The sequence below is a fragment of the Thiomicrospira sp. S5 genome, assembly GCF_003991075.1.
GTDB classification, from domain to species: Bacteria; Pseudomonadota; Gammaproteobacteria; order Thiomicrospirales; family Thiomicrospiraceae; genus Hydrogenovibrio; species Hydrogenovibrio thermophilus.
Window position 1 is genome coordinate 2,387,902 of record NZ_CP014470.1, and the last position, 22,562, is coordinate 2,410,463.

Here is a 22,562-nt window from a genome sequence, read left to right on the forward strand (position 1 = left end):
AGGCCTGGCCACTTTTGATTTATTCAAAGGGTTTATTCAAAGAAAGTATCGACTGTGGTCAAGAGGGTATCCAAAATGTCATCGTCGTCGGTCAATGGCGTAATCAAAGCCATCGTACAGGCTTTCTTCGGATCAACACCCTTGTTAATTAACTGCGCGGCGTACACCAATAGACGGGTGGAAATCCCTTCATCCAGACCGTGCCCTTTCAGGTTACGGGAACGTTGCGCGATTTGAACCAGCTTCTCGGCCGTGGCTTGATCAATGCCCGCTTCTTTGGCAACGATGTCGGCTTCCACCGCTTCTTCCGGATAGTCGAACTTGAACCCACCGAAACGCTGCTTGGTGGATTGTTTCAAGTCTTTCATCATCGACTGATAACCCGGGTTATAGGAAATCACCAATTGGAAATCCGGGTGGGCTTCGACCAGCTCACCTTTTTTGTCCAATGGCAGCACACGACGATGGTCCGTCAAGGGGTGAATCACAACCGTGGTGTCCTGACGGGCTTCAACCACCTCATCCAGATAGCAGATGGCGCCGATACGTGCGGCGACAGTCAAAGGACCATCCTGCCATTTGGTCCCGTTGATATCGATCAGGTAACGCCCGACCAAATCGGAGGCGGTCATGTCTTCGTTACACGCCACCGTGATTAACGGCTTACCGAGCTTGTGCGCCATATATTCCACAAAACGCGACTTACCGCACCCCGTCGGACCTTTCAACATAATTGGCATTCGGGAGGCATATCCGGACTCGAACAATTCGATTTCATCCGATACCGGACGGTAAAACGGTTCGTCTTTAATCATGTATTGGCTAGGATCTAAGGCATTAATTTCCGACATGTTATTTCTCCGTTGGCAAGTCATCATTCAAAATGAGAGCTTTGCATGAGTGGGGCGCGATAGAAAAATGAGATAAAATTTTTCTGAATTAGGCGGAAAACGCAGCGAATAGCGAGCTATTCGCCAGTTTTTCAACGACATTCAGGGAAATTTTAGCCATTTTTATTCGTGCATCCATCTCGTGCAAAGCTCTCAAAATATTTAGGTGTGGTCACTTGTTGAAATGAGCACAACTAAATAAATTGAAAACCAGCTAGTTTCGGGGCTAGCTGGCCGTTACCCGAACAGTGAGGTATGAGACTGCCCGGGTAAACAAGGTTGGCGGCTGCAAAACGAAGCTTGCAACCACCGGAATTCGATAGCCGCCTCCCGTCGCTTTTGGCTAAGGGAAACGGACGCGATTCAAACAAAAATCTAAACCGCGATTTTATGGCAGTAAATTTACCGCTCAGATTGCCCCATAAAGTTTTCAGGTCAAGGCAGGAAATGTGAGCCTACGAACAGTAGGTGACCATTTCCCAACGCAGAGCTGGAAGCTTTAGGGAGCGAGCTGCGCGTATAAATTACATGTCACCACGCTTAACTAGCATGTTGGCACCTTGAGACTGCGCATAGTTGTCATAACCAATCAAACGAACGTGGTTGTTTGGGTTGGCTTTGATACACGCGTTTACTTCTTCCAAAACGGCATCCGCAGAGGTTTCACCGAACATTGGAAGCTTCCACATATACCAGAAGTAAGAGAAAGCGTTTTCTGGCTCAGTGTGCTCAACAGCCGGGTTCCAACCCTTGCTGATGATGTACTCTACTTGCGATCTGATTTGCTCATCAGACATCTTCGGCAGGTATGAAAAGGTTTCTGCCTTACGCGATGCTGGATCAGAAAGACGTGAAGGATAATCTTGTACTGTACTCATGTTTTTTCTCCTGAATTTAACAATCGATTACTTGTGAGAAACGTCTAGTTTGTCAACAGTATCGAATTCGAACTTAATTTCTTTCCATGTTTCCATCGCGATTTTAAGTTCTGGGCTGTGCTTAGCCGCTTCAGTAAGGATTTCCTTACCGACTTTCTCGACTTCCTTACCTTCGTTACGTGCTTGAACACACGCTTCAAGAGCCACACGGTTTGCGGCCGCACCCGCTGCGTTACCCCATGGGTGACCCAAAGTACCACCACCGAACTGAAGAACGGAGTCATCACCGAAGATGGAAACCAAGGCCGGCATGTGCCATACGTGGATACCACCGGAAGCAACCGGAAGAACACCAGGCATTGCACCGAAGTCCTGGTCGAACATGATGCCGCGTGAACGATCTTCTTCAATGTAGCTGTCACGCATAAGATCGATCCAACCAAGAGTCGCTTCACGGTCACCTTCCAATTTACCAACAACGGTACCGGAGTGAAGATGGTCACCACCGGATAGACGAAGTGCTTTCGCCAACACACGGAAGTGGATACCGTGGTGAGGGTTACGGTCGATTACACCGTGCATTGCGCGGTGAATGTGAAGCAATACGCCGTTATCACGACACCAGTTCGCCAAACCTGTGTTCGCTGTGAAACCACCGGTTAGGTAATCGTGCATGATGATCGGAGAACCGATTTCTTTTGCGAATTCCGCACGCTTATACATTTCTTCAGGTGTTGGAGCGGTAACGTTCAGGTAGTGACCTTTACGCTCACCGGTTTCCGCTTCTGACTTTTCAATCGCTTCTTGACAGAACAAGAAACGGTCACGCCAGCGCATGAACGGTTGAGAGTTGATGTTCTCGTCATCTTTCGTGAAGTCAAGACCACCACGCAAACATTCATATACGGCACGGCCATAGTTTTTCGCAGACAAACCAAGCTTAGGCTTGATGGTACAACCCAACATCGGGCGACCGTATTTATCCATCTTGTCACGCTCAACTTGGATACCGTGTGGTGGTCCACCACAAGTCATCACGTATGCAAGCGGAACACGAACGTCTTCCAAGCGCAAAGCACGCAGTGCTTTAAAGCCGAATACGTTACCAACCAAAGATGTGAATACGTTTACAACAGACCCTTCTTCGAACAAGTCGATTGGGTAAGCGATGAACGCGTAGAAAGCAGAATCGTCACCTGGGACGTCTTCAATTTTGTAAGCACGACCTTTGTAGTGATCCAAATCGGTCAACAAGTCAGTCCATACAGTGGTCCAAGTCCCTGTTGAAGATTCCGCGGCTACCGCAGCGGCCACTTCTTCACGTGGTACACCATCTTGTGGGACTACTTTAAAACATGCTAGAAAATCTGAGTCTTTCGGCTCATAATCAGGCATCCAATACGTTTCGCGGTATTCTTTTACACCGGCGTTATAAGTCTTAGCCATCTTTTACCTCTTTGTTATAAAAGTTAGTTGTGAAAAGAGTCTGAAAAAACGCTTCATGTTGCTACGTGGTTAGACGCTTGCGTTTCCAGTGGTTCGTATCTTATCCAAATTACTCTGGCCTAAAACTCAGTCTTTGTTATACAATCTATAAACAAAGGGTTATGATTGAACAAAAAATTCTTTTCTTTCAATAGCTTATTTTTTCACCTTCCGAGAAATAAAATGCATAATCTCCATATCACCGCCCAACAAATCCGAATTTTCGAAGCGGTTTCCCGGCATTTAAGCTATACCAAAGCGGCTGAAGAACTCAACTTGTCACAGCCGGCCGTTTCGGTACAGGTTAAACGTTTGGAAGAAAACAACGATGTCAAACTCATCGAGGTCATCGGCAAAAAACTTTACCTGACATCTGCCGGCGAACACATGTTCAAAACCTGCACCAACATACTCGGCGAACTGAAGGATCTCACGGCTTACATTCGTAATGAACAAGACAGCATAGAAGGTGAACTCAAGCTGGCGGTTGTCACCCCGGCCAAGTATTTCATCCCTTATGTGCTAAAAGCGTTTTTGAATAAATATCCGGACGTCACGCCATCCATCACCGTCGTCAATCGACGCCGGATTTTGGACGAACTGAAACAGAACCAATACCATTTAACGGTCATGGGGCGTGTTCCGGCGGAATTGAAAATGGAAGCCTTCCCGTTCTTCAAAAACGAACTGGTCATGGTGGCCCCGCCCAACCATCCGCTGGCAAAACACAAGCAAATTCCATTAAGCGAAATCGTCAACGAGAAATTCCTGATGCGCGAAAGCGGTTCCGGCATTCGCATTGCATTGGAAGAGCGCTTAGCACAGGAAAACTATGTGATCCAACCTTATATGGAGCTGGGCAGCACCGAATCGATCAAACAGGGCGTCATGGCAGGCCTGGGGATTTCTGTTATTCCCCGCCATGCGGTTCGCATTGAAGCCAAATACGGTCATTTAACAGTCTTAGATGTGCAAGGCTTCCCGCTCAGCCGGGATTGGTACATCGCCAAGATGCAAGATAAGGTTCTGATGCCACCGGCCGTGGCGTTTTTGGACTTCCTGAAATCCGTGGACATCAATAAACTACTGGTCATGTCCGACACCCGTTAAAGCAAATCATAACGAATTGTATATAACGGTATAGACTGAACATAAAGGAGTGTCATGCCTGAAAAAATTTCGCTGTTGGCGCGCAATGCCACGCTCCGTCAACTGCAGGTATTTGAAAGCATCGCGCGGCACAACAGCTTTTCCAAAGCGGCGGAAGAGTTGCACCTGACGCAGCCGACCGTTTCCATGCAGGTCAAAAAACTCTCCGACATCCTTGAAGCGCCATTATTCGAACAAATCGGGCGCAAAGTACACTTGACGGAAGCCGGCCAAGCCTTGTACGAAGCGGCGAACAACATCCTGCAACAACTTTCCATCGCCGAGCAGAAAATCAATCACCTGAAAGGTTTTTCCGGCGGCAGCGTCAAGCTGACGGTCATTTCCACTGCCCAGTATTTTGTACCGAAAGTCATTCACGAATTCACCCAAGCTTACCCGGACGTCACCGTCATTATGCGCGTGGGAAACAAAGAGAGTCTGCTGGAACGTATCAATCAGAACAAGGATGACTTTTACCTGCTCGGCCAACCGCCGGAGGACCTCAATGTCGAATCCTCGCAGCTGTCCGTCAACCCCTTGGCTTTCGTCGCGAACAGCAACCATCCTCTGGTCGGTAAACAGCTTTCCATTCAGGATCTGGTGGACGAACCGTTTTTAATGCGGGAAACCGGTTCCGGCATTCGCGCGCAAATCGAAAAAGTTTTCGAAGACTTCGACTTTCAACCCAATATCAAAATGGTACTGGGGGGCAATGAACCGATTCGCTTGGGCTTGTTGCAAAACCTCGGCATTACCGTCGCATCCGTGCCGACCCTGATGGAAGAAATCAACCAGGGCAAAATCGCCATCCTGAATGTCAAAGGGTTTCCGATCAACCGTCACTGGTATCTCGCTTACCCCAAAGGTAAGGTTCTGTCGATTGCGGCCGAAAAGCTGATTGAACTGCTGAAAAAAGAAGGCGAAAAACTCAGCGAACTGGCCTTTAATAAATTCCGCTAGCCGTTCACTCAATTAAAACCCATTGATTGCAAGCCGATCAAATAGCCAAACTATTGCTTTACGTCTTGGCAAAACATCATTTTGCATAGTCTTATATCTATACTTTTAATCAAAATTATTGATTTGAAGTTATCCATCCATTCTCTATAATGACCCTTCAAGTTTTCGGGGTTGGATTGTTTAACTAAATGATTCAACAAAAATTAAGGGGAGGCCGCCTTTGAGGTTCGCCCCAAAAAAGAGGTAAAAACAATGGATCAGTCGAATCGTTACGCTGACTTAACTCTATCTGAAGAAAAATTGATTGCTGACGGTAATCACCTTCTCGTTGCATACCGTCTAAAACCTGCCGCTGGTTATGGTTTCCTAGAAGTTGCTGCTCACGTTGCTGCTGAGTCTTCAACCGGTACTAACGTTGAAGTCTCTACTACTGATGACTTCACTCGTGGTGTTGATGCTTTAGTATATGAAGTTGACGAAGCGGCCTTTGGTGACAAAGGTGGTCTGATGAAGATCGCTTACCCAGTCGATCTATTCGATCCAAACCTAATCGATGGTCACTACAACGTATCTCACATGTGGTCTTTGATCCTAGGGAACAACCAAGGCATGGGTGACCACGAAGGTCTTCGTATGTTGGACTTCTTGGTGCCAGAGCAAATGGTTAAGAAATTCGACGGCCCGGCCACTGACATTTCCGACCTATGGAAAGTACTCGGTCGCCCAGAAGTTGACGGTGGTTACATCGCAGGTACCATCATCAAGCCTAAACTAGGTCTACGTCCTGAGCCATTCGCTAAGGCGTGTTATGACTTCTGGTTGGGTGGTGACTTCATCAAAAACGATGAACCACAAGCTAACCAACCTTTCTGCCCAATGGAAACGGTTATTCCGATGGTTGCGGAGACAATGGATCGTGCACAACAAGAAACAGGTGAAGCGAAGCTTTTCTCTGCAAACGTAACGGCTGACTTCCACGAAGAAATGATCAAGCGTGGTGAGTACATCCTAGGTGAATTCGCCAAGTACGGTAACGAAAAACACGTTGCTTTCCTGGTTGACGGTTTCGTAACCGGTCCAGCGGGTGTCACCACGGCTCGTCGTAACTTCCCAGATACATACCTACACTTCCACCGCGCTGGTCACGGTGCCTTGACTTCTTATAAGTCTCCTATGGGTATGGATCCACTATGCTACATGAAGTTAGCTCGCCTAATGGGTGCTTCTGGTATCCACACAGGCACGATGGGTTACGGTAAAATGGAAGGTCACGGTGATGAGCGCGTATTGGCTTACATGCTTGAGCGTGACGAGTGTCAAGGTCACTACTTCTATCAGAAGTGGTACGGCATGAAGCCGACTACACCAATCATCTCTGGTGGTATGAACGCACTACGTCTACCTGGTTTCTTCGAAAACCTAGGTCACGGTAACGTCATCAACACTTGTGGTGGTGGTTCCTTCGGTCACATCGATTCTCCTGCTGCTGGTGGTACGTCACTGGGTCAAGCATACGAGTGCTGGAAAACGGGTGCAGACCCAATCGAATACGCTAAAGAGCATCCAGAATTTGCTCGTGCATTCGAATCTTTCCCAAGCGATGCAGACAAAATCTTCCCAGGCTGGAGAGAAAAATTGGGTGTCCACAAGTAATTGATGTTAAAGCCGCTTGAGGTACTGTGTGTGCTTCAAGCAACTTTACCCATCAATTTGAATGGATACTTAAAAACCTCAGCTTTAGGCTGAGGTTTTTTTACCCAATCACTCAAATTCAAATCCTTTTCGTTTAGCGTTTTACTTTCATAGACATTAAACCAAAATGATTTTATCAACACTTAAATTCGCTTAAAAACCACCAGGCCTGGTGGTTTATCAAGCTCAAATAACTTCTTTTTTATTATCAATCAAAGTTTTCGGGGAACTCAGATGGATATTTCACAGTACAAAATCGACAACGAACCTTTTTACGATGCGCAGTCAAACGAGATTGAACTTTATGAAGCCGCTTATGCAGCGCGCTTGCCAGTCATGGTCAAAGGCCCAACCGGCTGTGGTAAATCTCGCTTTGTTGAACACATGGCTTGGAAACTGGGGAAACCCATCATTACCGTTTCCTGTAACGAAGACATTACTGCAGCGGACTTGGTTGGTCGTTACCTGTTAGACGCTGAAGGCACTCGCTGGGTCGATGGTCCACTCACCATGGCCGCACGCTACGGCGCCATCTGCTACCTGGATGAAATTGTCGAAGCCCGTCAAGATACCATGGTGGTCATCCACGCCTTGACTGACCATCGCCGTGAACTGTCTTTGGATAAAAAAGGCGAGCTGATTAAAGCCCACCCGGATTTCCAATTGGTCATTTCCTACAACCCGGGTTATCAATCGTTGATGAAAGACCTGAAACAATCGACCAAACAACGTTTCTGTGCCATGGACTTTGATTATGCCGCGCCAGACGTCGAAGCACACATTCTGCAAAAAGAAGGTGGCGTTGACGAGGCCACCGCGAAGAAGCTGGTTCAAATCGGTGAAACAGCGCGTAACCTGAAAGGTCATGGTCTGGACGAAGGGATTTCTACCCGTTTGATGGTCTATGCGGCCACCCTGATCAACCAAGGCATTACCCCTGTCGAAGCGTGTAAAATGGCGTTGGTACGTCCGATTACCGATGATACAGACATTCGCCAAACGCTGGATAACGCAATTGAAATGATTTTCGGCTAATCATAAATTGTTTCATCCGAATTTTCGCGCTGCGCTTCGTTAGAAACGGTCGTGTATGACTTATACACTCCCTTATTCTCGCCTTGCTCAGCACGAAAATTCGGCGAACCAAACTTATGATTTCTCTTTTTAGAAGAGATACTTTCAACTGAACGAGATGTTTATGTATGAATGAAGAATTATTTGCTGAATATCAGGACAAATTTACCTGTAAATTTCCGAAAGCGGTCGAGCTGTTCCCCGATTTATTAAACGATGCCGTGTCCAAATTATCGCCACAAGGGGTCGAGGCCTATTTAGAAGGAGCGAACTTCCTCTGTAAAATCGGCCAAGGCGTTGAACCGGTGTTGGTGTTTATGGAAGTGATGCCGGACATCGCCTCTCACTTTGGTCAGGGCACCAATAAAATGGTGGCCGATTACAGCTATCTGCTGGCACGAAGCCCCAATAAAAAGGCCTTGATTCCGTTTTTATCAACGCTTGGGCATGTTTGCCGACGCATCGACCGCATTGAAGACTTAGAGCTGTATCTACAAATCATTGACGAGTATGTCGAAAAAACTCAAACCGTGATTCATGGGCACCATTCACTTTATGAAAGTCCCGGCATGGTTCCGCTTTTAGAGTCCATGCCACAACTGATTTCCAAACTGTGTCTAAACGGTATCCGTAACTTCATCGATTACGGGGCGCGCAATTACCTGAATGCGCCGGAAGAACAGATTGCTTACTTTAAATTGGAGTCGCATGACGCCAAAAGCATTATTACCCGAGAACGCAAAGGCACCACGTTCAAAGACGTTGAACGTCATATGGACATGTTGAAAGAATGCATGTGGGACTGCGATTTGCCTTTCCAAACTTTTGCGACGGCTTTTGACCAATTACGTAAACCGGTACCTTATCTGGATGATGACATCATTGCGGTACCGGATGTTTATGACGAAGAAAATGGCGTGTCGGGTACCGACCGCTATCGAGCCACGGTGGCACATATGATGGCGCATAAAAAGTGGTCCGGACAACTGATGGCGGATAACTATGCCCCCCATATGCAATTATTTATCTCGGTGTTTGAAGACTGTCGCGTCGAACACTTGGCGATTCAGCGTTACCCAGGTCTGAAAAAATTGTTTTTATCCTTGCACCCTTACCCTGAAAAAGGTGCGTGCGACGACCAGAAAATGTCGTGTCTGCGCTATCGTGCAACGCGTATGTCTCGCGCCTTGTTGGATGAGAACTTTGACCCTCAGAATGAATTGTTGGAAAGTTTCCGTGAGCGTTTCCATACAATCATGGCTGAAAAAGGTGAAGAGTCGACCACTGCCGATATGGCCGATTTGGGTATCGACTTCTATGTCAAAACCCGTAAGCAGTCTTCGGACAGCCAACCAACGGTATTCTTTGACGATACCGAAGTGTCTTACCGTGACGATAACCGTTATATCTGGTTCTACTACGAAGAGTATGATGAGTCAGACGAAATCATGCCGAACGAGTATGAGAACGAAGAGCCGAAAATCGACAATGAAGGTGGGCTTCCACCGCGTCATTACGATGAATGGGATTATATCTCCGAAGGCTATCGCCCCGACTGGACCACCGTTTACGAGCGTCTGCATCCATCCGGGCAAGCCAGTAAAATCGATCGCTTAATGGAAAAACACAGCGACTTGGCCAATCGTCTGAAAAAAATGATTGAAATGCTTAAGCCGCAAAACAAAAAGCGTATTCGTTTTCAAGAAGAAGGCGAAGAGTTGGATCTGGACGTGGCGATTCGCTCCATCATCGATTTCAAAAGCGGGTCCGCTCCCGATCCACGCATCAACTACAGCCATACCACCGACAGTCGCAATATTGCGGTCATGCTTTTGGTGGATACCTCTCAATCGTTGAATGAACGTAATCCGGAAACGGGCCAGACGTTGTTGGAACTTTCCGAGGAAGCTTTGGCGATTACCGCCTGGACCGTTGAGCAGTTAGGCGATAAATTTGCAATTGCCGGTTTCTGTTCCGATACCCGTCATGAAGTCCGTTACCAACACATCAAAGGCTATTCGGAAGGCTATACCGATGACGTGAAAGCACGGATTGCCGGATTGGAAGCGTCCTTTTCGACCCGAATGGGCGCGGCCATGCGTCATGCCGCACATTATCTTGAAGCGCAAAAAGCGGAGAAAAAATTAATGCTGGTGTTAACCGATGGGGAACCGGCGGACATTGATTCAAAAGACCCGCAAACATTGATTCAGGATACCCATAAGGCGGTTGAAGAATTGCAGGGACAAGGCATTTATTCCTACTGCATCACGCTTGACCCGAATGCAGATGAATATGTCTCGGACATCTTCGGCAATCAATATACGGTGATTGACCATGTGGATAAACTACCGGAGCAATTACCGCAAGTCTTTATGAAGCTGACAAACTAAAAGCACTCGGAAATTTCTATGAAATCAACCATGAAAGTGCGTTCGACATTTGATTTTCGGGGCGAAACCTTCTGCTATGAATCAGATGTCGATTTACCCCCTTATATTGATGATATCGACCTGTTTTTACAACAGCTCCCCAGTCGAATCGCCCAACAGAATCAACTGGACGTCATCTCTTATAAATTTGAGATGCTGGAGTCGAGCGAGGTCGAAGTCATTCATTTCGACTCTCGTATTGATTCCGCTGAAATAGAGCTGCCCATGCCGGTTGAAACCTTTCTTGAACGCTACCAGCAAATCGGATCGGATGCGTATCTACAGGAAATCGCCCAAAAGCACCAGCTTGACTGGGATACCAACACCGCCAATGCACTGAAAGCCGCCTATTTACTCGGAAGATCACAAAGCTCGAAAGCGTCCCCACCAAGTAACCATCCTTGGTTTTGACGGTTCTCCCGCGATAAATTCACATCAGTTTTTATCCGTTACCGGATATTATCGGTATAATTCTATTTTTTGAAGAAGCTTGATATTGTCTTAACCACGACCAAAGACTTCTCCAAAAAGGATAATTATGTGCAATGAATGTCAATGTAACAGCCCGATTGAACAACTGTTACAAAACAACCTCGAATGGGTGGACGAAGTGAATGCCGAACGCCCTCATTTCTTCGAAACCCTCTCCCACCAACAAAAACCCGAATATTTGTGGATTGGCTGCTCCGATAGCCGCGTGCCCGCCAACCAACTGGTCAAAATGGACCCCGGCACGATTTTCGTACACCGCAACATCGCCAATCTGGTGAACTCCAGTGACATGAATGTGCTGTCGGTCATCCAATACGCCGTCGAAATCCTGAAGGTCAAACACATTATCGTCAATGGTCATTACGGCTGCGGCGGGGTCATCGCCTCGATGGAAGAAGGCAACCCCAGCTTGATTGACCATTGGGTGCGCCCGATTCGAAAATACTACCAACGCAAGCAAACCGAGCTGGATGCGTTGCCTTATGAAGAGCGTGTCAATCGTTTGTGTGAAATCAATGTCGCGGAGCAGGTGCGTAATATCTGCCATGTTCCGGCGGTACGGAAAGCCTGGAAAAAAGGTCATTCGCTAGCGGTGCACGGTTTTATCTACAACATCAAAGACGGGCGCTTGAAGAACCTGGACATCAGCGTCGACAATCTGGACGCGGCCGAACAAGCCGTTGTCCGCGCAACGGCCGGTTAAAACTTAAACGCCAGCCTCCTCTTTGCCGACAAGGAAGTCCTGCATCAACCCTTGATGCAGTTTCAACTCCATTCAATTCAATGTACCGAACGTTGCTTAAGCAATTTGGACAATTTGGTCAAGTCGCGCAAGGGACTGTGCGGCCAACCACTCCACAGCGCATATTAGCACATCAGCATATTAGCAATATTTTTCATAACCAAACGCAATGCCAACATATAAAAGAATGATTTTTTTACCGCCTCCTCCGCCTCTATAATGCCTTCTAAAATCACGATTTAGAAGACAAATACATGCTACGCACACTTGCCCTCACGCCATTACCCAAAGCTGCCGTCTGGTGGTTATTACTGCCTTTACTGGCGGTCAGCCTCTGGTTATCGGAAAACCACTTATCTTTATTCCTGGTTGGTGCCCTGCTGGGTGCCAGTTTGAACTATTTCCAATTCGGCTTCCGCACCTGTTCGCATCAACTGTTAACACAAGGGCGCACCCTCGGCGTTCGCGCGGTATTATGGATGCTGGCGTTCACCAGTGTGTTGTTTTTTCTGCTTTTGAGCCTGGGGGAATTTAACGGGCTAGCGTTACAAGGGTTCGTACAGCCATTAAGCCTTTCCGTAGTCGCCGGTGCCTTCCTATTCGGCATCGGCATGCAGCTGGCCAACGGCTGCACCTCCGGCACCTTCAACAAAATGGGGCAATTACAACCGTTATCGCTGACCAGTTTTTTCTTTCTGCTGGTCGGCGGTACGCTGGCCGCTTACCACAGTGAATTCTGGCGCGCCGTACCGGCACTGCAACCGGTTTCGATGCTGCAATCCTTCGGTTTAATACAAGGCTTGATATTGCAACTGGGCTTTATCGGTGTGCTGTACTGGCTGGCGATCTTAAAGGAAAAGAATCATTTTGATGAACTGTCACGTCTCAATACCTCGGCTTTTTGGAAAATCACCGATTGGCATCCTTGGCTGAAAGCCGGTTTGGTTTTGGCGCTGCTGAATGCGTTTTTACTCATCCTCAGCGGCCAACCTTGGTCGATTGCCAATGTCTTTCCTTATTGGGGGTTGAAAATCAGCGACGCACTGCAATTACCGCTGGACTGGTCGTTTTGGTCTTACGGCATCACCCATTTCAGCCGACAGGAAGCGCCGTTATTGGAAGACACCGTCAGTCTGACCACGCTGGGATTGATTAGTGGCGCATTGCTGGTCACCTTACTGGCGCGCTCGGCTCGTCAAGAAGCGACCCAGTTCACGCTCAAACCGCACCTGATGGCGATTATCGGCGGGTTTATTATGGGGTACGGTTCGGTCATCGCATTTGGCTGCAACATCGGCGCTTTTTTCAGCGGCATTGGTTCCGGCAGTTTACATGGCTGGTTATGGGCGCTGGCGGCTCTGGCCGGCAACAGCGCTGGCATTTATCTCAAGGCACGGTTGTTTAAAGATTGAACGGATGCGTGGTCACCACCTGTTTGCCCATCGACTGACCCGATGAGCAGGCTTCCACGCCACACAGATCACTCATGTCGCAACCGGTACAGACTTTCTGCACACAGCTTTTCAAACAGGCTTGCTGAATCAACGCCTTGGATTCCGGGTCGGACACATGAATGTCCGCACCGCACAAGGCACCACTCTGCATCAATTCCAATAATTTGTCCCAATCCAAGTCGATGGAGACCCGTGCATTCGGTTCAACGGTTCGGTTCATTGTCTCACTCCCCAAAAAAGTTAATGATAACAATTATCATTTTATTTATTGCGCGCTAAAAGTCAATTTAATCACACTCGCCATTCATATCAGCCGCCAAAGACCATGCAAACGCAGGGCTTCAAAATACTCAAAAACCGCCAGGCCTGGCGGTTTTCAAGGAAATTCGGACATAAAAAAACCGCCGGAAAAATTCTTTTCCGGCGGCCACATAAGGTGCCTTCCTCACCTCAACAAGGCACTCATCGGCTTACCCGTCACGGGTCGGGCTTCGATTAATGAAAATCGATTTCACCATCCGTCAATCCGACATGAACGGTGTCGCCCGCGGCGAACTCGCCTTTCAACAAACGTTGCGCCAACGGGTTTTCCACCAATTGTTGCACCGCTCGTTTCAAAGGTCGCGCGCCATAGACCGGATCGAAACCGGCTTCGCCGATTTTATCCAGTACACTGCCGGCGATTTCCAATTGCAACTCGTTGTCCGCCAAACGCGCACGCAAGTGGTTCAACTGAATATCGGCAATCGCACGAATTTGCGCCTGATCCAATGGGTGGAACACGACAATGTCATCGATCCGGTTAATGAATTCCGGACGGAAATGGCTGCCGACCACTTCCATGACATCCTGCTTCATTTCATCGTAGGTTGCGGTGGCGGCTTTTTCCTGAATGATGTGCGACCCCAAGTTGGACGTCATCACAATCACTGTGTTTTTGAAATCCACCGTACGCCCTTGTCCATCGGTCAAACGACCATCGTCCAACACTTGCAGCAGGATATTGAACACATCCGGGTGCGCTTTTTCCACCTCATCCAGCAAAATAACCGAATAAGGTTTGCGGCGCACCGCTTCGGTCAAATAACCGCCCTGTTCATAACCAACATACCCCGGAGGCGCCCCAATCAAGCGGGCCACGGAGTGCTTCTCCATAAACTCCGACATGTCCAAACGCACAATGGCGTCTTGGGTGTCGAACAGGAAATCGGCCAAGGCTTTGGTCAACTCGGTTTTCCCGACCCCGGTCGGCCCCAGGAACAGGAAAGAACCGTTCGGACGGTTCGGATCCGACAAACCGGCGCGGGAACGGCGAATAGCATCCGACACGGCCGACACGGCTTCCTGTTGCCCGATGACTTTCGCGCCCAGCGCTTCTTCCATACGCAGCAACTTATCACGCTCGCCTTCCAGCATTCTGGAAATCGGAATGCCGGTCCAACGCGCCACCACTTCGGCAATTTCTTCCTCAGAGACTTTATTGCGCAATAGATGCACCTGACCTTCCGCTTCGTTTTCCGCTTCTTCCGCCGCTTTGATTTTGGCTTCCAAATCCGGAATCACGCCGTATTGCAACTCGGACATGCGGCCCAGGTTCCCTTCACGGTGCGCGGCCTCCATTTCGATACGGGCTTTATCAAGTTCTTCTTTATACTGCTTGGCGCCTTGCAAGGCGGCCTTGTCTTTTTTCCAGATTTCTTCGAGATCAGCGTATTCTTTTTCCATCTCGTCGATGGATTCCTGCAAGACAGTCAAGCGTTTTTTAGACGCTTCGTCTTTTTCTTTTTTCAGGGCTTCACGTTCGATTTTCAACTGAATCAAGCGACGGTCGAGTTTATCCATCTCTTCCGGCTTAGAGTCGATTTCCATACGGATGCGCGACGCGGCTTCATCAATCAAGTCGATGGCCTTATCCGGCAATTGTCGGTCGGTGATGTAACGTTGCGACAAATGCGCCGCGGCGATAATCGCCGGGTCGGTAATCGCCACGCCGTGATGCACTTCGTAACGCTCTTTCAGACCACGTAAAATCGCAATGGTGTCTTCTTCGCTCGGTTCATCCACAATCACTTTTTGAAAACGACGTTCCAGCGCGGCGTCTTTTTCGATATTTTCACGGTATTCGTCCAGAGTGGTGGCGCCGATACAGTGTAATTCCCCACGGGCCAGCGCCGGTTTCAACATGTTTCCGGCGTCCATCGACCCTTCGGTTTTCCCGGCACCGACCATGGTATGGATTTCGTCGATAAACAGAATGACGGAGCCTTCCTGTTTTTCCAGATCCTTCAACAAAGCTTTCAGGCGTTCTTCGAACTCACCGCGATATTTGGCACCCGCCAGCAAACCGGCCAAGTCCAACGACAGCAGTTTTTTATTTTTCAGACCTTCCGGGACTTCACCGTTCACAATCCGTTGTGCCAAGCCTTCCACAATGGCGGTTTTACCAACCCCCGGCTCCCCGATTAACACCGGGTTGTTTTTGGTACGGCGTTGCAACACCTGAACGGCACGACGAATCTCGTCATCCCGACCGATTACCGGGTCCAGCTTACCGCTGCGCGCACGCTCGGTTAAATCCAAAGTGTATTTATCCAATGCTTGTCTGTTTTCTTCCGCATTCGGGTCCTGCACGGTTTCGCCTCCTCTTACTTGGTCAATGGCCGCTTCGATATTCTGTTCCGTGGCACCGGCCTGCTTCAGCAAATCCTTAATCGAGTCATTGGACTGCAAAGCGGCTAAATAAAATAATTCACTGGCAATGTAAGCATCACCACGCTTTTGCGCCAACTGATCCATCAAGTTCAACACACGTCCGCTGTTTTGCGACAATTGCACATCGCCACCGTGTCCGGACACTTTCGGCAGGCCTGGCAGTTTTTCATCCACCGAGGCTTTTAGCTTCGCCACATCCGCACCGGCCAGCTGCAACAATGACGTTTGCTCCGCCAGGAGCGCAGAGAGAATATGCACCGGTTCGATGAACTGGTTACCCAACCCCAGAGCAATGGATTGTGCTTGTCCCAGGATGGACTGAAATTGAGAAGTAAACTTATCCATCATTCTTAAAAATCTCCTTAAACTAACCTTGCCTAAGCCATTCACCTGCAAGGATTATTAAACTAATTTAAAGATATGGACAAAAAAAGTCTTTTCAAGAGAAAAGGGGAAATATTACGGTTCATGTTCGATTCATATCGTATATCATATTGATATATAAAAATAATAATCCTAAATAAAATTACGCAACCCTGACAACAAGGAACTTCTTCTGACGTTTATCGATGCGCACCGCATTCAAACGAACAAGGAGTGGACATTTATAGGCCACAATAAATGACAACCCTGAAGAACCAACCGGATCTCGACGTACTGTTCAACAACATGGCCGATGGCGTTTATCTGCTTGAGCCGGAAACGTCCAATATTCTCTGGTGCAATCGCGCCGCTTATGAAGACCTCGGTTTCGAAAAAGAGGAAGTGCTCAACCACTCGGTCCTTTCGTTACAAAAAGACGTCGTCGGCCAATCACAATGGGATGAAATCGCCCAGGTCATCCAAGCCCACAAAACCTATACCTTCGTCGGTCGCCATCTTCATAAAAACGGCGGCGAAATTGCGGTCGAAATCAACACCACCCACTTCGAACACCAAGGCCAAACCTATTTTCTATCCATCGCGCGCGACGTCAATAAACGCCTGGCGTTGGAAAAAGACCTGCAAACCAAAGAGAACAGCATCTGGTTTGCGCTCAATGAAGCGTCGGACGGCCTCTGGGAATGGGAAGTCGATACCGGCCATGTATTTTTCGGTCCTCAACTGAAAAAAATGCTCGGCTACGGCCCGAACGAAATGGACCCCGTGATTGAGACCTGGACCCGCAATGTCCACCCGGACGACCTGCAAATGGTCATGCAGGTCATGCAGGATTATCACCAAGGCTTGCGCGGTGTTTACGAAGTGGAATACCGCCTCCGCAACCGAAACGGTCACTATCTGTGGGTGCATGATCGCGGTAAAGTCTGCCAACGCGATGATGACGGCAAACCACTCCGCATGGTGGGCATGGTGCAGAACATCACCGAACGCAAACAACTTCAGTTCCAGCTGGAAGCGTTGGCGGCCAATGACTTCCTCACCCAGTTGCCGAACCGGCGAGAAGGCGAAAATCAGGCACAACGCCACTTGGCGCTGTCCAAACGCAACAAAACGCCAATGAGCCTCGCCGTTGTGGATTTCGACGACTTCAAAAACATCAATGACATGCACGGCCACCAAAAAGGCGACGAAGCCATCGTCTTCGGCAGCCAGCTTCTTCAGCAAGCCATTCGCAGCACCGATTACATCTATCGCTGGGGCGGCGAAGAGTTCGTCATCATTTTCCCCAACACCGAATTGGAAGGCACCGAAGTCATCGCCGAAAAACTGCACCAGGCATTTGAAACCGCGGATTGGTCCAGCATCGGCATTCTGCCCTTCACTTTGAGCATCGGCCTGGCCGGTTACCCGGACAACGGTGAGCGTTTCGAAGACATCATTGCCCAAGCCGACAAAGCGGTGTATGCCGCCAAAGAAAACGGGCGCAACCAAACCATTTTAGCCAACGAACTGCCGCAAGCTTAAACCATGGATCACATTTTTTTCGTTCTCTCCAAAATCGCCTGGGCACTTCTCAGTCCAAGCAACCTGATGATCATTTTGATGATTATCGGCACCCTTTTCCTGCTGTTCAATCAAATCCGAACCGCCAAAAAAATCCTATTGCCCACCGGCCTGATCGCATTGATTATTTTAGCCTTCCCAGTCGGCGACCTATTAATTCAGCCACTGGAAAAACGCTTCACCATCCCCAACCCCATGCCGGCCAAAATCGACGGCATTCTGGTCCTGGGCGGCGGCGAAGACTTAAAACGCAGTTTAAGCTGGCAAACCCCGGAACTCGGTTTGGGCGGCGATCGCTACATCGCCACCAAAAAACTCGCCACCCGTTATCCGGAAGCTCCCGTCATTTTCACCGGCGGCAGCGGTTCGCTCCAACTGCAAAACCAATCGGAAAAAGAAGGTGGGCTGGCTCGCCAGTTACTCACGGCGCTGGATATTGCGCCGGGTCGAATCATTATCGAATCCGACTCGCGCAACACCTATGAGAACTTTCGCAATGTCCACCCGTTGCTACCGAATCCAGACGGGCACTACCTGCTGATTACCTCCGCCTTTCACATGCCCCGCGCCGTCGGCATTGCCAACAAACAGGGCATCAACGTCATCGCTTATCCGGTCGATTTCCGCTCCAACAGCGACGAATACCGAAAAATCGACTTGGACTTCTTCGACCATTTGAAATCATTGGAACCGGCTTGGAAAGAATGGATTGGCCTGACGGCCTACTACTGGACAGGGAAAAGTTCGGACTGGTTCCCCAAACCCAAAGCGCCCGAACCCAACGCATCAGAATAAGGAACACACATGCATCACGACATCGCCCAACTGGAACCATTGCAAATCTATAAAATGCTGGTCGGCGGCATTATCCCGCGCCCAATCGCCTGGATTAGCACGCTCAGCGCGCAAGGCATCGATAACATCGCCCCTTATTCATTTTTCAGCGTCGCCAGCGTCAATCCGCCGGTGCTCACCATCACCCACGTGATGCCGCACACCCAACAAGAAAAAGACACGCTACGAAACCTGAAAGAAACCGGCGAAGCGGTGGTCAATATCGTCAGCGCTGAGATGGCCGACAAAATGAATGCCTCCTGCGCCGCCCTGCCACCGGAAACCAGTGAATTCACCGCCGCCGGCATTCCGGCTTGCAACAGCGAAAAAGTCCGCGCCAAAAGCGTCGCCAACGCGCCGGTGCGCTACGAATGCAAGCTGCGCGAACTGCTGCCGATTTCCGACAAACCCACCGGCGGCACGCTGATCCTGCTCGACGTGGTCAATATTTTCATCGACGACGCCATTGTTCAAGACGGCATGATACAAGCCGACCAACTCGATGCCATCGGCAAACTCGGCGGCGACCTCTACTCCACCACACGAGATAGGTTTGCATTAGCTCGCCCCTGAGCTCAAACCAGCCCTTTCAAATACAAAAAAACCGCCAGGCCTGGCGGTTTTTGAATTATGTTTTTTTGTTGATGCCAATTAAGGCTAATGCGGTCGTGATTTAATGCGCATAGGCTTTATGCGAGAGGTACAATGCCAAGGCCACCAACATAATCGCCAATGAGTAATACAGTAACTCCAGCGGGGCCGTCGGTTTTAAGAACAGAGCCTGTTCAAAGAACATGACAATCAGAATCAACAAAATGACTTTCGCCAGTTTGTCTTTCAAGTCGTCCAACGACTTGATCATCAAAATCTTGCTGGCACTTTTGGCGCCTTCGGCTTCGTCGATTTTGGAGATGAAGAGCTCATACAAGCCCAACGAGAAGATCAACATAATCGCTCCCAGCAGGAAGCCGTCCACCGAACCGACCACATGAGCGACGGTTTGCGATTTCAGCTCGGCGCGTTCCATATCGGTCAATTCATGATAATGCGTCAAATGCGCCAAGGTGTAGTAGACATCAATCGAGGTCATGTAAAAAATACCGAACGCCATCAACAAACTGGCGATGACCGCGAACAGCACCACAAACCGGCTATTCCATAGAAAACTTTCAAAGTATTTTTCGCTTTTTCCCTGCGTTTCCGGCGGGCAGGCCTGGGCGTTTTCCGATGTTTCAGGCGTAACACTCATGGTTCAATCCTCTTTTTCCAAGGTTTCAATCGTGAGATTGTGATTGGTGTAAATACATAAATCGGCCGCGATGTTGAGGGATTTCTCCACCACGTCACGCGCTGACAATTCGGTGTTTTGCATCAAGGCCTGAGCCGCGGAATGCGCATAGTTACCGCCGGAACCGATGGCGATGAAGTCGTGCGCTGGTTCGATGACATCACCGGTACCGGAAATCAACAGCATGTTATCGGCATCCGCCACCAGCATCATGGCTTCCAACTTGCGCAACGCGCGGTCGGTGCGCCAGTCTTTGGCCATTTCCACGGCAGCGCGCATCAACTGGCCGTTGTGCGTCTGCAACTTGCCTTCAAAGCGTTCGAACAAGGTGAACGCATCGGCCGTCGCGCCGGCAAAACCGGACAGGATTTTACCGTTGTACAGGCGGCGCACTTTGCGGGCATTGCCTTTCATCACAACGTGCCCCAGTGTCACTTGGCCGTCGCCGCCAATGACCATCTGGCCATCGCGTTTGGCGCATAAAATCGTGGTTCCGTGAAAAGTCTGTTCACTCATCGTCTTCTTTCCATTCGCTTGACTGAATTTGGCTGCTGTTCAGAGCGCCAAAACCGTTTAAGGTTTCTTTTTCGCTCTCGGATGCGCTTGGTCGTAAACCGTCGCCAGATGCTGCAAATCCAGTTTGGTGTAAATCTGTGTGGTGGATAAATTGGCATGGCCGAGCATTTCCTGCACCGCCCGTAAATCCCCGCTAGATTCTAACACATGCGTCGCACAGGCGTGCCGTAATCTATGCGGCGACATCTTGGTCGGCAGGCCCGCTTTCAAGGTGCGTTCGTCCAGTTGTTTTTGAATGGAGCGCACCCCCAAACGTTTGCCGAAACGGTTCACGAAAACCGCTTTTTCGTCGGGTTTGGCATAATCCGCTCGAATCGACAACCAGTGTTGAATGGCTTTTTGCGCTTGCGCGCCCACCGGAGCATCCCGTTCTTTTTGCCCTTTACCCAGCACGCGCACCCAACCGTCGTGCAAATTGTCCAGGCCTGGCGACAAATCCAGCTCCACCAGTTCGGAGACCCGCAAGCCGCCGGAATACAACAGTTCAAAAACGGCTTGATCGCGTACATCCTGCCAAGTCTCCAGCGGCTGCTCCAATAACTGACGGGTTAAATCCACATCTAAGCTTTTCGGCAGAGGCTTGGGTTGCTTCGGCGCTTTGACCCCCTTGGCCGGATTATGACCGACGCGACCTTCTTCCAGCAGGAAATCATAGAACGAGCGCACCGCCGACAACTGACGCGCCAACGTTCGGGCGGCAATGCCTTGCTCCATGCGAAACGCCACAAACGCCTGAATCGCTTCGGTCGAAATATCGCGCCAGTCGTTAAATGCTTCCAGAAACGCCCAGGCCTGGTCATTTTTCAAGGTGTGTTCATCCAACGGTTCCTGCAAAAAATCCCCGCGATAAAACACCAACAACCCCATCAAGTCGCGTTGATAATTGCTCACCGTGTGCGCGGATTTATTCAATCGCTGCAGATGTTTGATGAATTGCTTAAAATCACTCAAAATTTTTGGCTCTTTTAGAATAAATTGCCTTTATTTTAACGCTTTCCACACTCAACTCATCAACAAATATTCATAGGGATGAAAGTACCGCCACTCGGTTTCGACCTCCTTTTTTAGCCACATACAAAGCTTTATCCACGCCAGCAATCGTTTGCTCAAAAGAGTTGTTTTGCACCTCAGCCAAACCGAAAGAGCAGGTAATTGGAAACGCCGTTAAGGGCGATGAAACCGCTACCTCGTGACGCAGTTTTTCAAAAACAATTTCCGCATCGTCCAAGGTTATATCCGGCAAATAAAATAGAAATTCCTCCCCGCCATACCGAGCCACCACATCCCCTTTTCGCACCGCTTTTCGAAAAGTTTGGCCTAAAAAAGACAGGACATCATCCCCTGCCGGGTGACCGAACCCATCATTAATACGTTTAAACCGATCAATGTCCGCCATCGCCAGAACGCCGTTTAAACGACGTTTATCCATCATCATTTCAAAAAGTTTACGATTCGGTAGCTGGGTTAAATAATCACTTAAATTAAGCACCAAATGGATATTCGAATGAAAGCGCTGCAAAATGTCGTAAAACTCTTGATGCAGCGTCAGAAATCGTTCATGGGGAACCGTACACGGATGGGCAACAAACGTTTCGTTTGCAAGTAGGTCACGCAAACTCTCTAAACGCATGAATTCCTGATAATCGGAAAAACCATGTTGCCGTAAATCGTCCGCCCAGCATTCATAATCCCGGTTTAGGAAACATGCTTTTAAACGCTCGGTCGAAGCGATACTCTCACTTAAACAACCTACATGAAACGTCATGACTTGTTGTATAAGATCTGCCTGCTTTTGTAAATCTTCATATAGCAATTGCCCAATCCGATAAATCATTACCATACTCTTTATTCTTTTTATAAGTCTATTTACGAACCAACCCTATTAAACCATATTTTCGCCAATTGTGACTATAGTCTGTCGACTATTGTCATCATTTTTCCATACTAGTTCTCTATG

At 48.9% G+C, this 22,562-nt stretch carries 20 protein-coding genes; 11 read left to right on the forward strand and 9 right to left on the reverse strand.

Annotation, left to right across the window (positions count from 1 at the left end; translation table 11 throughout):
• Positions 1-32: 32 nt before the first annotated feature.
• From AYJ59_RS11050 to AYJ59_RS11060, 3 genes are all read right to left on the reverse strand, one after another.
• Positions 33-851 carry a CbbQ/NirQ/NorQ/GpvN family protein gene (locus tag AYJ59_RS11050; RefSeq protein ID WP_029939717.1) on the reverse strand — a complete coding sequence of 273 codons (819 nt, stop codon included), beginning with the start codon at positions 849-851 and terminating at the stop codon, positions 33-35.
• 563 nt (positions 852-1,414) lie between these two features.
• Positions 1,415-1,768 carry a ribulose bisphosphate carboxylase small subunit gene (locus AYJ59_RS11055; protein WP_029939716.1) on the reverse strand — a complete coding sequence of 118 codons (354 nt, stop codon included), beginning with the start codon at positions 1,766-1,768 and terminating at the stop codon, positions 1,415-1,417.
• A gap of 27 nt (positions 1,769-1,795) precedes the next feature.
• Positions 1,796-3,214, reverse strand: a complete 1,419-nt coding sequence (locus AYJ59_RS11060; RefSeq protein ID WP_029939715.1) for a form I ribulose bisphosphate carboxylase large subunit — start codon at positions 3,212-3,214, stop codon at positions 1,796-1,798.
• A 222-nt stretch (positions 3,215-3,436) separates the two neighbouring features.
• Between AYJ59_RS11060 and AYJ59_RS11065 the strand changes: the two genes are divergently transcribed.
• The 8 genes from AYJ59_RS11065 (at position 3,437) to AYJ59_RS11100 (ending at position 13,206) form a co-directional block, all read left to right on the forward strand.
• Complete coding sequence (locus AYJ59_RS11065) at positions 3,437-4,363, forward strand: LysR family transcriptional regulator (RefSeq protein ID WP_029939714.1); 927 nt, start codon at positions 3,437-3,439, stop codon at positions 4,361-4,363.
• Between the two features lie 54 nt (positions 4,364-4,417).
• The gene (locus AYJ59_RS11070) at positions 4,418-5,362 is read left to right on the forward strand and encodes a LysR substrate-binding domain-containing protein (RefSeq protein WP_029939713.1); all 945 of its coding nucleotides are present in this window, start codon (positions 4,418-4,420) and stop codon (positions 5,360-5,362) included.
• A 252-nt stretch (positions 5,363-5,614) separates the two neighbouring features.
• Positions 5,615-7,015: a ribulose-bisphosphate carboxylase gene (locus AYJ59_RS11075; protein ID WP_029939712.1), complete on the forward strand. Its 1,401-nt coding sequence runs from the start codon at positions 5,615-5,617 to the stop codon at positions 7,013-7,015.
• Between the two features lie 273 nt (positions 7,016-7,288).
• Positions 7,289-8,089, forward strand: coding sequence for a CbbQ/NirQ/NorQ/GpvN family protein (locus AYJ59_RS11080; RefSeq protein WP_029939711.1), 801 nt, complete (start codon positions 7,289-7,291; stop codon positions 8,087-8,089).
• 167 nt (positions 8,090-8,256) lie between these two features.
• Positions 8,257-10,521 carry a nitric oxide reductase activation protein NorD gene (locus AYJ59_RS11085; protein ID WP_127120123.1) on the forward strand — a complete coding sequence of 755 codons (2,265 nt, stop codon included), beginning with the start codon at positions 8,257-8,259 and terminating at the stop codon, positions 10,519-10,521.
• 18 nt (positions 10,522-10,539) lie between these two features.
• Positions 10,540-10,971 carry a hypothetical protein gene (locus AYJ59_RS11090; RefSeq protein WP_127120124.1) on the forward strand — a complete coding sequence of 144 codons (432 nt, stop codon included), beginning with the start codon at positions 10,540-10,542 and terminating at the stop codon, positions 10,969-10,971.
• Positions 10,972-11,098: 127 nt separating this feature from the next.
• Entirely contained in the window at positions 11,099-11,755 is a 657-nt protein-coding gene (locus tag AYJ59_RS11095; RefSeq protein WP_029939708.1) for a carbonic anhydrase, read from the forward strand.
• 293 nt (positions 11,756-12,048) lie between these two features.
• Positions 12,049-13,206, forward strand: a complete 1,158-nt coding sequence (locus AYJ59_RS11100; protein WP_127120125.1) for a YeeE/YedE family protein — start codon at positions 12,049-12,051, stop codon at positions 13,204-13,206.
• Here the strand turns inward: AYJ59_RS11100 and AYJ59_RS11105 are convergent.
• Positions 13,196-13,468 (reverse strand): hypothetical protein, encoded by a 273-nt coding sequence (locus tag AYJ59_RS11105; protein ID WP_127120126.1) that lies wholly within the window; start codon positions 13,466-13,468, stop codon positions 13,196-13,198. The genes AYJ59_RS11100 and AYJ59_RS11105 overlap by 11 nt on opposite strands.
• A gap of 275 nt (positions 13,469-13,743) precedes the next feature.
• Positions 13,744-16,308, reverse strand: a complete 2,565-nt coding sequence (clpB, locus tag AYJ59_RS11110) for an ATP-dependent chaperone ClpB (protein WP_127120127.1) — start codon at positions 16,306-16,308, stop codon at positions 13,744-13,746.
• A gap of 273 nt (positions 16,309-16,581) precedes the next feature.
• Here clpB and AYJ59_RS11115 point away from each other — a divergent pair, with 273 nt between their 5' ends.
• From AYJ59_RS11115 to AYJ59_RS11125, 3 genes are read left to right on the forward strand one after another with little or no spacing between them, the layout of a single operon-like run.
• Positions 16,582-17,868: a sensor domain-containing diguanylate cyclase gene (locus AYJ59_RS11115; protein ID WP_127120128.1), complete on the forward strand. Its 1,287-nt coding sequence runs from the start codon at positions 16,582-16,584 to the stop codon at positions 17,866-17,868.
• A gap of 3 nt (positions 17,869-17,871) precedes the next feature.
• Positions 17,872-18,702: a YdcF family protein gene (locus tag AYJ59_RS11120; protein ID WP_127120129.1), complete on the forward strand. Its 831-nt coding sequence runs from the start codon at positions 17,872-17,874 to the stop codon at positions 18,700-18,702.
• A 9-nt stretch (positions 18,703-18,711) separates the two neighbouring features.
• The gene (locus AYJ59_RS11125) at positions 18,712-19,314 is read left to right on the forward strand and encodes a flavin reductase family protein (protein WP_127120130.1); all 603 of its coding nucleotides are present in this window, start codon (positions 18,712-18,714) and stop codon (positions 19,312-19,314) included.
• A gap of 100 nt (positions 19,315-19,414) precedes the next feature.
• Here the strand turns inward: AYJ59_RS11125 and AYJ59_RS11130 are convergent, their stop codons facing one another.
• From AYJ59_RS11130 to AYJ59_RS11145, 4 genes are all read right to left on the reverse strand, one after another.
• Positions 19,415-19,990, reverse strand: coding sequence for a YqhA family protein (locus AYJ59_RS11130; protein WP_082672032.1), 576 nt, complete (start codon positions 19,988-19,990; stop codon positions 19,415-19,417).
• Between the two features lie 3 nt (positions 19,991-19,993).
• Positions 19,994-20,545: an ATP-dependent protease subunit HslV gene (gene hslV, locus AYJ59_RS11135; protein WP_029939691.1), complete on the reverse strand. Its 552-nt coding sequence runs from the start codon at positions 20,543-20,545 to the stop codon at positions 19,994-19,996.
• A 57-nt stretch (positions 20,546-20,602) separates the two neighbouring features.
• Positions 20,603-21,556, reverse strand: coding sequence for a tyrosine recombinase XerC (locus AYJ59_RS11140; RefSeq protein WP_127120131.1), 954 nt, complete (start codon positions 21,554-21,556; stop codon positions 20,603-20,605).
• A 70-nt stretch (positions 21,557-21,626) separates the two neighbouring features.
• Entirely contained in the window at positions 21,627-22,439 is an 813-nt protein-coding gene (locus AYJ59_RS11145) for a GGDEF domain-containing protein (RefSeq protein ID WP_051673543.1), read from the reverse strand.
• Between the last annotated feature and the right edge of the window lie 123 nt (positions 22,440-22,562).